This window comes from Novosphingobium sp. NPDC080210, from assembly GCF_050281025.1.
Taxonomy (GTDB): domain Bacteria; phylum Pseudomonadota; class Alphaproteobacteria; order Sphingomonadales; family Sphingomonadaceae; genus Novosphingobium.
Genome location: NZ_JBNNWL010000001.1, coordinates 1,121,208 through 1,134,754 on the forward strand (window position 1 = coordinate 1,121,208; position 13,547 = coordinate 1,134,754).

The window sequence follows — 13,547 nt, forward strand, 5'->3', positions numbered from 1 at the left end:
CATTGGCGCGGAAAAAAGTTTCCTCCGGCGATGGTCGCTCGAATGGCACGCCTGGTCGCTGCGCCGCCGTCTGGCCGCAACAGCGAAGGCTGCGGGCTGTTGTCCATGTCACCATCCAAGAAGGGGATTCGAGCATGACCGCGTCAACAGGGCCAACCGATCCGCAGAGCGAAACGATCGGATCGGACATGCCCGATGGAGCCGAGGCACTGCTGATACGGGCGGAAAACGTCCTAAAGACCGCCAAGAAGAGCAAGAAACGGATCGCCAGCGCGGAAAGCTGCACGGGCGGCCTGCTCTCGTCGCTGCTGACCGACATCGAAGGACACAGCGGCCTGTTTGAACGCGGCTTTGCCACCTACAGCGAAGAGGCGAAGGCCGAGCTGCTGGGGATCGATCCTATCGTCATCGCCCGCCATGGCGCGGTCAGCCGCGAAGTCGCGGTTGCCATGGCCCAGGGCGCGCTCGACAATTCGCGCGCCGACATTGCCGTTTCCATTACCGGATTTGCCGGCCCCGCCGGTCGCCGTGACGAGGAAGGCCTGGTCCATATCGCCGCCGCCTCGCGCGAAGGAGCGCTGATCCACCGCGAATGCCACTTTGGCCCGCGCGGGCGTGAGGACGTTCGCCTGCTCGCCGCGCGCGGCGCGCTGGAATTGCTCGGCGAAATTCTTGCGGGAGAGGGCAAGCCCTTCAGGATTGCGGGAGACGACAATGGCTGACGATCAGGAACGCAGCGCGTGGCGCCACGGCGTGCTGGGAAAATACGCCTATGCCTGGATTACCCTGGGCTTCTTTGCAGTATCGTTGGGCCTGCACTGGTACTTCGGGTGGCGCAGCTATGTCGGCGATGCGCAGGAGCACGGACAGGCGCCAGAATGGGCCGAATACCTGAACCAGATGCTGCGCGACACGTTCGAAAACTGGCAGTCCGAATTCCTGCAACTGCTGTGGCAAGTCGTCGGCCTGGCCTACTTCCTTTACGTCGGATCCCCCAGTTCCAAGGAAAACGACGACCGCATGGAGGAAAAGATCGACCTCCTGCTGCGCCTGCATGGCGGCGACCAGGTTCAGGCGGAAATGGAAGACATCGACCGCCGCTTCCTGCGCCACGGCGGCAGCGCCAAGCCGCACGGCTGATTGCCCGGTGATTGCAGAAGGTTGTGACGTCCGGCCGGGTCGCTTTGAGCCGGACGCCACGGCAGTTCAAATAGCAAGCATCGCGAACCTTCTCTATAAGTATGTTCACCTAGCAAATTGTTACATTACCTCGCTAATGCCGTAAAAATCTTTCCACTCCATGTTGCGACCTGCAATTGAAAGACGTGATTCGGATTCAAGAAATAAGTTTTCAATCACGAATACGACTTCATCTTGCAGAATTGCAGTCTTTTGCTCGAAAGATTGAATGGAGAACGGCGATGAAAAAGTTTTACAGCATTCTCAAGAACGAGATGGGAGCGACGGCGATTGAGTACGGCTTGATTGCAGCTCTGGTTTCGGTCGCGGCAATGACGGCCCTGCAAGGGCTGGGGAGCGAACTGAGCACGACTTTCAATACTGCCTCATCGTCGTTGCAGGCTGCCAACGCTGGCAACTGAGGCGATCCCACTTTCATGATGTTCAGTTGCAGCGGCGGGGTGCCTCCGGTCCTCCGCCGCTTGTGATTGGGCCAGCCGCAGCGAATCGTCGCCATTACAGGCCCGGTCATGCCTTGGCGGAGCGGCAGCAGCAGAAGGCCGACAAAGGCATTCTAACCGTTTTGGAAGCGATCTAGGGGTTATCCCGCAAATCGGCAGCAAGGTTCTCGCGTTTCGGAACTAACTCAAGTTTAATGCGTAGCGCCGACTGCCTAGGTATCGGGCATGACCCACGCACCCGTTTCTCTTGTCGATGGTGACTACGCCCGTCGCGCCCGTATCGCCCATGCCCTCGCTTCCGCCGGCCGCCATGTCGAGCCGTTCGAAAGCCTCGAGGAATTCGCCGCCAAGTCGCACGACCGCGCAGTCCTGATGGTTCACGACGAAGGGACCCTGGTCCGCGACGTGATCAACTGGTGCCAGCGCGAAGGGCAACTGGTTGGCGCCCTGGTCTATTCGCAGGACCCGCCCCCGAAGAACGTGGTCCAGGCGATCCGTTCCGGCGCGGCCGACTATTGCCAGTGGCCGCTTGACCCGGAAAGCCTGCAGGAAGCCGTCGACAACTGCCAGGCCGTTGCCGAAACCGAATGGACCCGCGCAGAAAAGCAGGCCTTTGCCCGCAAGCTGATCGAGCGCCTCACCCCGCGTGAAAAGGAAGTCCTGACTTACATGACGCGCGGCTTCTCGAACCGCGCCATCGGCGAGCAGCTGGGGATCAGCCCGCGCACGGTGGAAATCCACCGCGGTCACATGCTGAGCAAGCTTTACGCCAACAATTCGCCCGACGCCGTGCGGATTGCGCTGGAAGCGGGGATCGAAGTCTAGATTACAGACTCACGCCCGGGTAACGACGCGAAGCAATTCGGTCACTGCCCGGGCGTCAATCGGCTTGCGCACGAACATCCAGTCGTCCTTCAGCTCTTCGCCCTGTGGCACGAAGCCGCTCATCAGGACGACTTTCAGCCCCGGATCCATCTCGCAGGCCTTGCTTGCCAGCTGAGCGCCACTTTCTCCCGGCAGGACAATGTCCGTCAGCAAGATTTCGAACCGGTTCCGCGCCAGTTCCTCGGCGGCAGCCTGGCCGTTGGCAACGCCGGTGACGTGAAAGCCGCTGCTGTCCAGCAATTCGCATAGCGCCTCCAGGGCGTAAGGTTCATCTTCGACCACCAGAACCCAGGGCATCAGCGCTTCGGCAGCTGGACCGGTTTTCGCGATTGCGCTTGGTTCACGCGCCTCCGCCCCGACAATCTCGATCTCCGCAACGCCTGGCGGTGTGAAGCACGGTAGGGACACGGTGACCCGCGTCCCAGTGCCAGGGTTCGAAGCAATGCGGGCACTGCCGCCCGAATCCGTGGCAAATTCCAGGACCGAGGGCAGCCCCAGGCCGTTGCCATGGGACTTGGTCGAAAACAGCGGTTCAAAGGCGCGCTCGCACACTTCGGCCGACATCCCCTCCCCGTCGTCGATCACTTCGATCACGATCTGCTGTCCGGTGGCCTGATCCCCCGCCAGCAGCGCGGTCGACAAATGCACGGTGCCGCCGCTTGGCATGGCATCGCGCGCATTGATCAAAAGGTTCACCAGGCAATTCAGCGCGGCAACGGGACTGGCCATTGCCGTCGCCCCTTGCGCATTCAGGTCCAGGTCCAGTTCGACGCGAGCCCCGACAGTGGTCTGGAAAAAGGCCAGGTTCTCCTCGATCAGCGCGTCGATCGAAATGGGAATGCGCGTGTCGTTGCGCTGGTAGGACAAGGTCATCAGCGAACGGGTGACGGCCGATCCCCGCGCGGCGGCACCGGCGATGATTTCCACCAGGCGCAGAGGGCGAGGCTGATCGGCCAGTTTCAATTTCAACCGCTCGCAGTTGAGCTTGATGATCGAAAGGAAATTGTTGAAATCGTGGGCCAGGAACCCCGCCGCTCGGGTTATGCGGTTAACCAGGTCCAGGCTCAACTGGCGCGCCCGGTCAAGCTCAAGCGCGACGAGCCGCTGTTCTTCCAGCACCGCGCGCTGGATGCTGAACATCAGCAGCGCGTGGATGGCAGGATCGCCAGGCGCAAAATCGCTGATCTGCAGGCCCGAGTTTTCCAGGGCATAACCGGCGGGCGCCAGGCGCAGGGCGAGGAAATAGCCCCCGTCAAAGGGTATGACCCAACCGCACAGGACTTCATCGGAGGAGAGCGAGGCTAGGTTGACCATCGTTTCGGTCCCGGCGACCGCCTCGATGGTCGTATCCACGCCCGCTGCGGCTGGCTGAAAGTGATCGAGAAGGGACGCCCCAACCGCCAATTCGGGAAAGCGCCGCCGGACAAATGGACCGAGTGCGACCACGCGCAGTTGCCGGTCCAGCATGATATTGGCCGGAAAGATGGCATCGCGCTGCCGCTTGCCAAGCTCGAACTTCAAGCGCCGCTCCCCGGCTGGTGTGAGATCAGGAAACGCACCTCGCCGCTCTCGCCAGGACTCATCGTTACTTCCCCGATCAGCCCGAAACGATCGAGAAGACCGTGGAGCAGGCCCCGTACGAATGGCCCCAGCCCTTGCCGGATCGAACGGTATTCGACCAGCATTTCCCCCTCGCGTTCCGACACGAGCGCAAAGCGCGGCATTTCGGCTTTAGGCATTACTTCGCGCACACTGTCGTGCAAGCGATCGAGATTTCTGATGAACGTGGGAAAGTCGTGCCCGGTGAAATCCAGGATAGCGCCGAAGGAACCGCGCTGCGCATAACCCATCCAGTAACGGCCGAATTCGAACAGGAACTCGTCCATATCGATCCCCGTGCGCCGCGCCGCCCCGCCCAGCAGCGCGAGGGTGACTTCATCATCGTAAAGTTCGGCACTGATAAGCTGCGAATATCCGATTCCGGCGGCGGATTCGATTTCCAACCACGCATGTTGGCCCACCCGGTCCAGCACCATCTGGCGCACTGCGCGATGGATTACTCCGTACATACCGCCTTATTCGACCTCGCCTTGCATTGCCTCAATCAACGATCCGTCTTCCGCTCGATAAGTTCTGCCGCGCGGGCCACCTGCTGCTCGATCCGGTCGAGCTTTTCATTCAAATAGTCCGCATCCGCCGGATCCAGCCGCGGCCCCAGGCGCGCGCGCAGGTTGGCCGCGGCGAGACTGATGACGTTCAGCGGCTGGCGCAGGTCATGCGATCTTTTCGCCGTATCGGTCATGTTGCCATCCGTCCTTGTCGGCCAGCCAACCAATCTTGAACCCGTCTTGGGGCGAATTGGATCGGTTTTGCTAATTAATGTATATTTCTTAATTGCAATTACCCCCAAGCCCAACACGAATCGTCTCAATTGCATCAGCAATCGGTCCCATTTCGGCAATAATTTGATTCCGCCAACAACAGGCCTCTGGGGTAGTGGCGCGACAGGGTCAGATTTTGATGTCGTAGTCGCACACATAAAACAACAGAGACCGATGATGCTTGCAGAGATGACCACTATCGACGCTACAGAAATGGCCTCGGCACAGTGCCATGTCGTCATCGTGGACGATGATCCGCAGTGCCTGGTGGAGTATCGAGAACTGGTGGAAGCCCTGGGCTATCCCTGCCACCAGGCATCCGATGCGGCCAGCGCCTTGCGGCTGATCGCCAGCGACGCCCGGATCGGCCTGGTCATCACCGACGTGCGAATGCCGGGCATGGACGGGCTGACCCTGCTGGAAGAACTGTCGGAACGGTTCATGAGCGCACGCCCGCTCGTCGCCATCATCATCACTGGCCAATCGAGCATCGACACGGCGATCTGCGCCATGCGCTCCAATGCGGTGGACATGCTGGAAAAGCCGGTGTCTCTGGAGGGCCTGTCCGCTTCGCTGCGCCGCGCAACGGCGCGCTGGGCGCGCCTGGCCGCCCAGTTCAAGCTGCTTGCCCTGTCGCAGACCACGGCACGCCGCCCGGAAACTGCCATTCCGCAACCAGCACCGCAGGACGTCAGCCGCCGCCAACCCAGCGTGGACGAGCTACAGGCGTTCGCGGCCCGGGTAATGAAGGATCGCCAGAGCCGGTCCAAGTTCTTCGATCCGCAGATCCTGTCCGGCCCGGCCTGGGATATCCTGCTCGATCTCGCCGCCGCTGGCCTGAAGGGTGAGCCCGTGCCAACCTCTAGCGCCTGTGCATCGACGCAGGTTCCGCTCAGCACCGCGCTGCGCCACGTCAATCAGCTGGTCGAGGCCGGACTGGTGAAGCGCGAGGCGGACCCGGGCGACAAGCGCCGGACCTTGCTGGAGCTTGAGCCGCATGCGCTTGAATTGATGACTCGCTATCTGACCTCATCGTTCGAAGCCCTGGACCCGCGCCGACCCGGTTGATCGCCCTGCCGTTCAGGCCCCGGCAAAAGATCGGTGCCAAAGTGGAACAATCGATTTAACACTCGGCCCGAGCGTTGATGTGATGCGCGCGTTTGACGCTCACATCGAAATGTGACATGGCGATTCTCATGTCGAGCAACATCATCGATCGCGTTCGCCGCCTCGTCACTGACGGCGGCATGTCCCGTTCCGGCCTAGCCCGCGCGGCAGGTCTTCACGCCAACACCCTGCGCGATTGCACGGATGATGGCTGGAACCCCACCACCGACACCCTGCGCAAGCTGGAACGGTTCCTCTGGGACAGCGATGAAAGCCCGGTGCTGGTCAGCATCGAGGAGATCATCGAGGAAGCGCGCAACGGCCGCATGTTCATCCTGGTCGATGATGAGGACCGCGAGAACGAGGGCGACCTGGTAATCCCCGCGCAGATGGCAACGCCCGATGTGATCAACTTCATGGCCACCCACGGACGCGGCCTGATCTGCCTGACCCTGACCAAGGAGCGTACCGACGCGTTGGGCCTGGAACTGATGAGCCGCAACAACGGCACCCGGCACGAAACCGCCTTCACCGTCTCGATCGAAGCGCGCGAGGGTGTTACCACCGGCATTTCCGCCGGCGACCGCGCCCGCACCGTTGCCGTGGCGATCGACGCGGGCAAGGGCCGCGACGATATCGTCACTCCCGGCCACGTCTTCCCCCTGATTGCCCGCGATGGCGGCGTTCTGGTCCGCGCCGGCCATACCGAAGCCTCGGTCGACATTTCGCGCCTGGCGGGCCTCAACCCCTCGGGCGTGATCTGCGAGATCATGAACGACGATGGCACCATGGCGCGGATGGACGACCTGATTCCGTTCGCCCGCCGCCACGGCCTGAAGATGGGCACGATCCGCGACCTGATCGAATACCGCCGCAAGCACGACCGCCTGGTCGAATGCATCAGCGAAGCCCCCTTCACCTCCGACTATGGCGGGGACTGGACCGCCAAGACCTATCGCAACAAGGTCGATGGTTCGATCAACATCGTCCTGCAAAAGGGCCACGTGGTCCCGGGTCAGCCGACCCTGGTGCGGATGCATTCGATGTCGATCTTCTCCGACGTGCTCGGCCAGCCGGGACCGCGCAAGCGGACCTTGCAGCGCGCGATGACTGCCGTGGGCGAGGAGGAAGCGGGCGTGATCGTCCTGCTGATGCCCAGCTCGCGCGAGCGGCTGACCGCTGAACTGGGCCGCGCCGCAGAGCCGGAGATGGACCTGCGCAATTACGGCATCGGCGCCCAGATCCTCGCGGACCTTGGCATTCACGACATGATCCTGCTCACCAATTCGCACCGCCATATCGTCGCCATCGAAGGATACGGCCTTAACATCGTGGGCGAACGCCCGATCCAGGAAGGATAAGACCTTGGCCCGTTTCCTTATTGTCGAAGCCCGCTTCTACGACCACCTCAACGACATGCTGGTCGATGGCGCCCGCGCCGCGCTCAAGGCCGCCGGGCATGAGGTGGAAGTCATCACCGTACCGGGCGCCCTGGAAATTCCGGGCGCGATTGCCCTGGCGGACCAGGCCGACCTCTACGACGGCTATGTCGCCATCGGCGTGGTGATCCGCGGCGAAACCTATCACTTCGAAATCGTCGCCGGCGAATCCGCGCGCGGGATCATGGCTCTCACCATGGACGGCATTGCCATCGGCAACGGCATCCTGACGGTCGAGAACGAAGAGCAGGCCCTCGTCCGCGCTGACCCCAAGCAGAAGGACAAGGGCGGCGAAGCAGCCAAGGCCGCGCTCGCCCTGCTCGCCCTGCGCGAACGCTTCGCCTGAGCCAATAAATGAAACACCCGCCGGACCTGTTGGACCGGCGGGTGCTCGTTTTGCACCGGACTGGACCGCGCCGCGCGCGGTCAGTCGGTAAAGGTGAAGACCAGCGGTCCGTTGTACTGGCCCGAGCGCATGCCTGCGGGCGCGTTGACCGGCACGAAAACCAGGCCCAGCGTCACGTTGCCCACGAACTCATGCGCGAATTGCGAGAGATCCTTGGGCGATGGCAGCGCATTGCCGTCAACACTGACCAGCCACGGCGCCAAGGTAAGCGTCTGGCCGTCCTTGCTCATGGTCACGCGCTCTGCCCGCACTGACGTGGTCAGCGTTTCCGAGCATCCCGTAAGCGGGACGGAAATCGGCGCCGAGGTTCCCCGCACCAGGGTGCCGCCCTCAGCCCTGCCCTGCATGGCCTGGAGCTGCGGCGCGGAAGTGACGCGTCCCAGCGAGATGTTGGGCATCGGGCTGCAAGCGGCGTGGCTAACCGCGGGCAGCCCCGCTCCCCACAGCGCCGCGCAGGCAGCCATCGCGCGAAGGGGCAAATGACGAGCGGACAGCGTCATGGCAAACTCCTGCCTGCCTGGGAACATCACTGGATCGGAGCGGACCGCAGCGGGTCCTTGTCCTTGCGGACATGTTCCGCACGGCCCGAGGTGTAGAGCAGTTCCAGACCCTTCGTGTCCTGAACTGCGGGCAGTTCAACATCAGCCGTCGATCCGGGCAGAACATAGACCATGGCGTTGTAAACGGTGCCCTTGGCATCGCGGAAACCGGCGACGCGGCCATAGGTTCCGCCGCTGTTGGTAACCCGCACGACGCGCTGTTCCACCATCTTCTTCTCGCCATTGGCGGGTGCTTCTGCGCTTGCCATTGGCCCAGCGTCCACCATGACGGTTTCGAACTTGGCGCTGAACTGGGCCGGCGGAAGGTCGTTGCGGCTGTAGATCACCATCGGCAGCGAAGCGCGCGGACGGACGCGGAAGCCCAGAACGGCCGTGTCCTTGCCCTTGTCGCTTTCGCCCGGACGGTCGAACTCTTCCAGGATCAGGCGGTAATACCGCTCGTCAATCGGCGTGGCCGAACGCGACCATGCCAGGCGAACGCTGGCGCGGGCCTGCGGCTCGAGCCGGACCATCTGGGGGAAGACGGCCACTTCGGGAGCGGGTTCGAGCGCATAGGCATCGTCCGCCGTCTGGACCCAACGATAGACGCGGACCGAGACGTAGCTCACCTCGCGCTCGCTGCCGCCGTAGAGGGGGAGCGAAATACCCTTCTCTGCCTCGGCCTGGCTGGCAAAGACATAGGGATTGCCGAAGTTGATGGATGCCAGGGCCGGATGGGCCATCAGCATCGCCACTGCCGCCAAGGCAAATTTCATTAGACCGCGCATTACTTGTCCTCTTTTCATTTGCATTCGACGTCACGCAATTCGACCAGATCGAACGCGGTACTTCCTTCCGTCGGCAAGGGTGGTGCCGGCAGTTCGATGGAGCAGGATTGCACGCCTTTTTCAGTTTGCCAGGTGACCTCGAGCGGGACGCCGACGTCGGGCCAGGCATTGAAATAGAGCGTGCCGTCCACTTCGATCGGCGCGAAGCTGTTGCCCGAAGTGGCATTGCCGCGCGCCCAGGCCTCCTTGGGGAGGTTCGGGTAGATTCGCAGCGGCTGCAAACGCTTGACCGGCACATCGACCACATAGGCGCGATAGGGCCGCAGCGAGCCGCTGAGCGTGTCCTGCGAGATTTCCGTGCCCAGGGGCAGTCCGGATTCGTCAAAGGCCAGGTTGATCCGGCGATAGGACGGCAGGTCGGTGATAACGGCATAGCCCGCACCGTTGAAGCGGGTCCGGCCCTCCATGTCAGGCGGCACGAACAGTTCGGATCCGGCCAGTTCCTTGCCCCGAACCACCAGCAGCGAATCCGCGATGGGCCGGGTCATGATCAGACCGCCGCCCGCCATTACCAGGGCACCGCGAACGCCCATGTTGCCGAACAGGCGCGAACCGGCTTCGCGGCTCAGGCTCGCGTTGAAATTGCCGAAGCGCGTGCGATAGGCGCCATCGGCATTGATCCGGGCGTCCTGGTCGATCGAGATCTGATAGTTCCCGCCCATGCCATAGGAACCGCCCATGCTGCCCCAGAAGGTCGCGCCGTAACGGTTCTCGCGCGGTGAACCGTCGCCCTTGCTGGTATCCAGGTTCATGCTGAGGCCTTTGCGTCCGCCGAGCGGAACCACCCAGTTGAGCATCGCGCTGGAAAAGGTCTTGCCGAATTGATCGCGCCCGTAACGCCCGAGCAGCGATGCACTGCCCAGCTTGCCCAGGCTGCGGCTCAGGTCGACCTGGATGCTGCGGTTATCCAGGTCGGCATTGCTGTAGATCGAACGCTCCGCCACGACCCGCAGCGAGATGTCGCTGCCCGGGAACGGTACCGGCAGACCCACTGCTGCGCGCGTGGTCTGGGTGATCGAACTGGAATAGACTGCGGCCTGCTCAATGCCCAGGCCGCGATAGCCGCCGTTGAAGTACTGGCGATGCGACAGGTCGAACGACACACTGCCGAAGCGGTTGAAATAGTTCACATCGACCGTCGAGGCGAACGGCCCAGGATTCTTGCCCCAGCCCCGGCTTGTCGCGCCCGCCACGCTGACCGCGCCCAGGATCGAAGGCAGGCGCAGGCTGAACGATCCGCCAATCGCGAAGGCCCGGTCGGTGGCCGAGACGCCAAGATCGAGCGTAAGGTCGCGCAGCAGGCCGTAACGCCCGCCGAGATTGCCGTAGGGAATGTGTCCTTGCGGCGTCTTCAACCCGCCCATCTGAATGTTGAAGCTGAAATCGCCCGGGCGATAAAATGCATAGCTGACCGAAAGGTCGGTCGGGATCGACAATTCGCGGGCAACGCCATCCAGCCCGACGAATTCCAGGCGCCCACCCTGCGGCACGTCGGAGAGGAATTCGGAGCTGATGTCGTACTTGCCTTCGCGCACCGGCAGCTGCTTGTAGACCTTGTCGCCAACGCGGTACTGGATGACCCCTGCACCGGTCGCAAAGCCGGTGATCGGGCGCCGCCCCGCCGTCGGAACCGAACCGACGTCGTCCGAATTGAACCGCTCCAGCGAGATCCCGTCGAACCGCTCGCCGCCCATCAGGCCGCGCCCGACCCCGCTGGTCCGGCCGACCGAGACGCGCAGACGCTCTTCGAACCATTCGCGGCGGAAGACGAAGGAATTGACGGTGATCTGGCTTTTGACCGAAGTCTTGTCGCTGCCGGAGGTGAGGTTCTGGAAATAGCTCGCGTCAACGTCGATCGCGTTTTCCTTGATCCGCAACGAGGGCGAGAGCGTGCCGTAGACCGCCAGGCCACCATTGGGATTGGACACGAAATTGGTGTCATAGTTGAGGAACGCGACAGTCGCCGGTTTCAGTTCGGGCGCGGTTTCCAGCGCGACAGTACCCCCGGCAAGCTTATCGCTCGATTCCACGAACAGACGGTCGCCCTCGGTCCAGAAATTCCGCACGGCGACAGCGCACAGGCTGTCCTCACCCGCCATGACCATTTCACCGCAGTCCAGTCCGGCAACCGCAGCAAGGTTCGACGGCATGTAGAGTTTGTCGTTGGCAACGCCGGTAACGCCCAGACCGTATTCCACGCCGTTAACGATAACGGTGCGCTGGCGACTTTCGCCCATGAAGGTCGCCACGGCCGGAGCCGCCGCAACCGGTTCGCTGACGGGGCTCTTGCGGATGAAGTCCAGGTCATAAGGAACCGCAACGGCCAGGCGCACTTCCTGCCCCGAACCCGAACCGGAACCCGCATCGGCCGCCCAGGCGGGCGTCAGGCAGGATCCAGCGACCGTGGCAGCAGCCACAGCGCGCAGGGCAACGCTGCAAAAGGCAAGTTTACGAGGGTGCGACACTCTTGTTTTTTTCCAACGGTGCGATCCGGCTGGCGACACTGCGGGAGTGTCCCAAAGGCCGCCGAAACGAATCGCGAATGAACGGTTATCTACCTAAATTTCAATAATAAATCCTCACCTATTCCAGTCCGGAGAAATTGCAACGCTTGCGGGCTGCCGATTATCAGACAGTCCCAAAACGAGCCGGATGGAAGGGTAAACGTTGCACCGGGGACGGCCGATGCGCGGCCATCCCCCGACCTGAGATTAGAAGTTGAGGGTATAAGACAGCGTATCGGTTTGAGCGCCGCCGGGCACATTGTCGAAGTATTGGGACATGGAAGCATCGTAATTGAAAGCAACGCTGCCCAGAATGACTTGATCGGCCCCATTACCAACGCCCGATGCAGCGTCGGTATTAACCTTGGCACCAGCACCGACTGCCAGGACATTGGAGTCTGCAACCGTGGTTCCACCGATTGAGTTCACGTAAATGTCGAAGATCGCAGTATAATTGTTATTTTGCGCATCTGACCAGGCGAAGCGAATTCCGCCCGGGGAAAAGGATTGAACGGACGTACCCTTGATCGAAAGCGTATAAGGCACGCCGTTTGAGCAGTTGACCGACCCCCAGGTCAGGTAGGACTGCCCCCGATTACCGGCGGTATAGGCCGCTTCCATGTTGCCCAGTTCCGCCGCCACATCGGCCAGCGTCTGGCTCGTGCTATAAGTGCCAAGGTTAACCGTCGCGCCGGTCACGGAGCATTGGTCCACCACCTGGAACGTGGCGGTTCCGGTCGCTGTGACCGCGCCAGCATGGGCCATTCCCGGCAAACTTGCCGCGCAAAGGACACAGGCGGCTTTGAACAACTTGGAGTAGAACGACATTTGAATTTCCTTCCGGGATCATGATCCACGGTCGGTATAGTCTGCCGCCTGTTGACCAATAAATTCAGCGGCTTAGTTAAAATACTTATTCATTTCCTGAAACCGGATAGCCTGCTCGCATACCGGACAGTCCAGCCCGGAGGGGGTTCGTATTCGGCAGGAACGTCCCGCCCAGACTTTTGAGCCTGGGCGTGCTGGATGACCTGGTCGTTCACCACGAAATACGAACCGCTGCCCCCGGTGCCGGAATCAGAACGTGAGGGTGTAAGACAACGTGTCTACGTGAGTACCGCTCGGGAGTTTGGTGGAGTAGAGGGACATCGATGCAAGGTAATTGAATGCAACGCTTCCCACGATTTCCTGGTCAGTACCTGTACCAGTGCCGGAGGCGGGATCCGTGTTTACTTTTGCGCCGGCACCAACTGCCAAACCATTGGAGTCCGCAACTGCAACACCACCAATCGATTTGACGTAAATGTCGAAATTCGCCCTGTAGTCGAGATTCTGCGCATCGGTCCAGGCAAACTGGATTCCTCCAGGCGACGGGGCCTCAACCGACGTACCCTTGATCGAAAGCGAATAGGGGAGGCCATTACTGCAGTTGATGGTTCCCCAGGTCAGGTAGGACTGTCCGCGACTGCCGGGTGTGTAAGCCGTCCACATGTCGCCCAGCTCAATCGCCACATCTTCAATTCTCTGGCTGGTGGTATAGGTGCCCAGGTTAACCGTAGCGCCGGTGACAGAACATTGGTCGACCACATTGAGCGTCGCGGTTCCGGTCCCTGTGGAGGTTCCGGCATAGGCCATTCCAGGCAAACCTGCGGCGCAGAGGGCGCAGGCGGTCATGAGCAACTTGGAGTAAAACGACATTTGCATTTCCTTCCGGGGTTATCGTCCTCGGTCGGTATAGCTTCCCACTTATTATCAAATTAATTCAATAGCTTGGTTAATATACGTATACGTGATCCAG

General features: G+C 61.6%; 15 protein-coding genes. 7 read left to right on the forward strand and 8 right to left on the reverse strand.

Annotation, left to right across the window (positions count from 1 at the left end; translation table 11 throughout):
- The first annotated feature begins 134 nt into the window (after positions 1-134).
- The 4 genes from ACQKOE_RS05375 (at position 135) to ACQKOE_RS05390 (ending at position 2,465) form a co-directional block, all read left to right on the forward strand.
- The gene (locus ACQKOE_RS05375) at positions 135-722 is read left to right on the forward strand and encodes a CinA family protein (RefSeq protein ID WP_427511865.1); all 588 of its coding nucleotides are present in this window, start codon (positions 135-137) and stop codon (positions 720-722) included.
- The gene (locus ACQKOE_RS05380; RefSeq protein WP_427511866.1) at positions 715-1,140 is read left to right on the forward strand and encodes a DUF6766 family protein; all 426 of its coding nucleotides are present in this window, start codon (positions 715-717) and stop codon (positions 1,138-1,140) included. Before ACQKOE_RS05375 ends, ACQKOE_RS05380 begins: the two co-directional genes overlap by 8 nt.
- A gap of 281 nt (positions 1,141-1,421) precedes the next feature.
- Positions 1,422-1,601 (forward strand): Flp family type IVb pilin, encoded by a 180-nt coding sequence (locus ACQKOE_RS05385; RefSeq protein WP_427511867.1) that lies wholly within the window; start codon positions 1,422-1,424, stop codon positions 1,599-1,601.
- 264 nt (positions 1,602-1,865) lie between these two features.
- Positions 1,866-2,465: a response regulator transcription factor gene (locus ACQKOE_RS05390; protein WP_427511868.1), complete on the forward strand. Its 600-nt coding sequence runs from the start codon at positions 1,866-1,868 to the stop codon at positions 2,463-2,465.
- 9 nt (positions 2,466-2,474) lie between these two features.
- Here the strand turns inward: ACQKOE_RS05390 and ACQKOE_RS05395 are convergent, their stop codons facing one another.
- Genes ACQKOE_RS05395 through ACQKOE_RS05405 form a run of 3 tightly spaced genes read right to left on the reverse strand, consistent with a single transcriptional unit; the run spans position 2,475 to position 4,827 of the window.
- Positions 2,475-4,046, reverse strand: coding sequence for an ATP-binding protein (locus tag ACQKOE_RS05395; RefSeq protein WP_427511869.1), 1,572 nt, complete (start codon positions 4,044-4,046; stop codon positions 2,475-2,477).
- Positions 4,043-4,594, reverse strand: a complete 552-nt coding sequence (locus tag ACQKOE_RS05400) for a heme NO-binding domain-containing protein (protein WP_427511870.1) — start codon at positions 4,592-4,594, stop codon at positions 4,043-4,045. The genes ACQKOE_RS05395 and ACQKOE_RS05400 overlap by 4 nt, the downstream gene beginning before the upstream one ends.
- Before the next feature lie 35 nt (positions 4,595-4,629).
- Positions 4,630-4,827 carry a histidine kinase dimerization/phospho-acceptor domain-containing protein gene (locus ACQKOE_RS05405; protein WP_427511871.1) on the reverse strand — a complete coding sequence of 66 codons (198 nt, stop codon included), beginning with the start codon at positions 4,825-4,827 and terminating at the stop codon, positions 4,630-4,632.
- 253 nt (positions 4,828-5,080) lie between these two features.
- Here ACQKOE_RS05405 and ACQKOE_RS05410 point away from each other — a divergent pair, with 253 nt between their 5' ends.
- From ACQKOE_RS05410 to ribH, 3 genes are all read left to right on the forward strand, one after another.
- Complete coding sequence (locus ACQKOE_RS05410; RefSeq protein WP_427511872.1) at positions 5,081-5,974, forward strand: response regulator; 894 nt, start codon at positions 5,081-5,083, stop codon at positions 5,972-5,974.
- Positions 5,975-6,102: 128 nt separating this feature from the next.
- Positions 6,103-7,374: a 3,4-dihydroxy-2-butanone-4-phosphate synthase gene (gene ribB, locus ACQKOE_RS05415; protein WP_427511873.1), complete on the forward strand. Its 1,272-nt coding sequence runs from the start codon at positions 6,103-6,105 to the stop codon at positions 7,372-7,374.
- A gap of 4 nt (positions 7,375-7,378) precedes the next feature.
- Positions 7,379-7,798 (forward strand): 6,7-dimethyl-8-ribityllumazine synthase, encoded by a 420-nt coding sequence (ribH, locus tag ACQKOE_RS05420; protein ID WP_374591038.1) that lies wholly within the window; start codon positions 7,379-7,381, stop codon positions 7,796-7,798.
- Between the two features lie 80 nt (positions 7,799-7,878).
- Here the strand turns inward: ribH and ACQKOE_RS05425 are convergent, their stop codons facing one another.
- The 5 genes from ACQKOE_RS05425 to ACQKOE_RS05445 form a co-directional block, all read right to left on the reverse strand.
- A complete protein-coding gene (locus tag ACQKOE_RS05425) occupies positions 7,879-8,358 on the reverse strand; it encodes a hypothetical protein (RefSeq protein WP_427511874.1) in 480 nt (159 codons plus the stop codon).
- A gap of 26 nt (positions 8,359-8,384) precedes the next feature.
- Complete coding sequence (locus ACQKOE_RS05430; protein WP_427511875.1) at positions 8,385-9,173, reverse strand: hypothetical protein; 789 nt, start codon at positions 9,171-9,173, stop codon at positions 8,385-8,387.
- 26 nt (positions 9,174-9,199) lie between these two features.
- The gene (locus ACQKOE_RS05435; RefSeq protein ID WP_427511876.1) at positions 9,200-11,662 is read right to left on the reverse strand and encodes a fimbria/pilus outer membrane usher protein; all 2,463 of its coding nucleotides are present in this window, start codon (positions 11,660-11,662) and stop codon (positions 9,200-9,202) included.
- A 294-nt stretch (positions 11,663-11,956) separates the two neighbouring features.
- Complete coding sequence (locus tag ACQKOE_RS05440; protein WP_427511877.1) at positions 11,957-12,577, reverse strand: hypothetical protein; 621 nt, start codon at positions 12,575-12,577, stop codon at positions 11,957-11,959.
- Between the two features lie 249 nt (positions 12,578-12,826).
- Positions 12,827-13,447, reverse strand: a complete 621-nt coding sequence (locus ACQKOE_RS05445; protein ID WP_427511878.1) for a hypothetical protein — start codon at positions 13,445-13,447, stop codon at positions 12,827-12,829.
- Positions 13,448-13,547 lie beyond the last annotated feature (100 nt).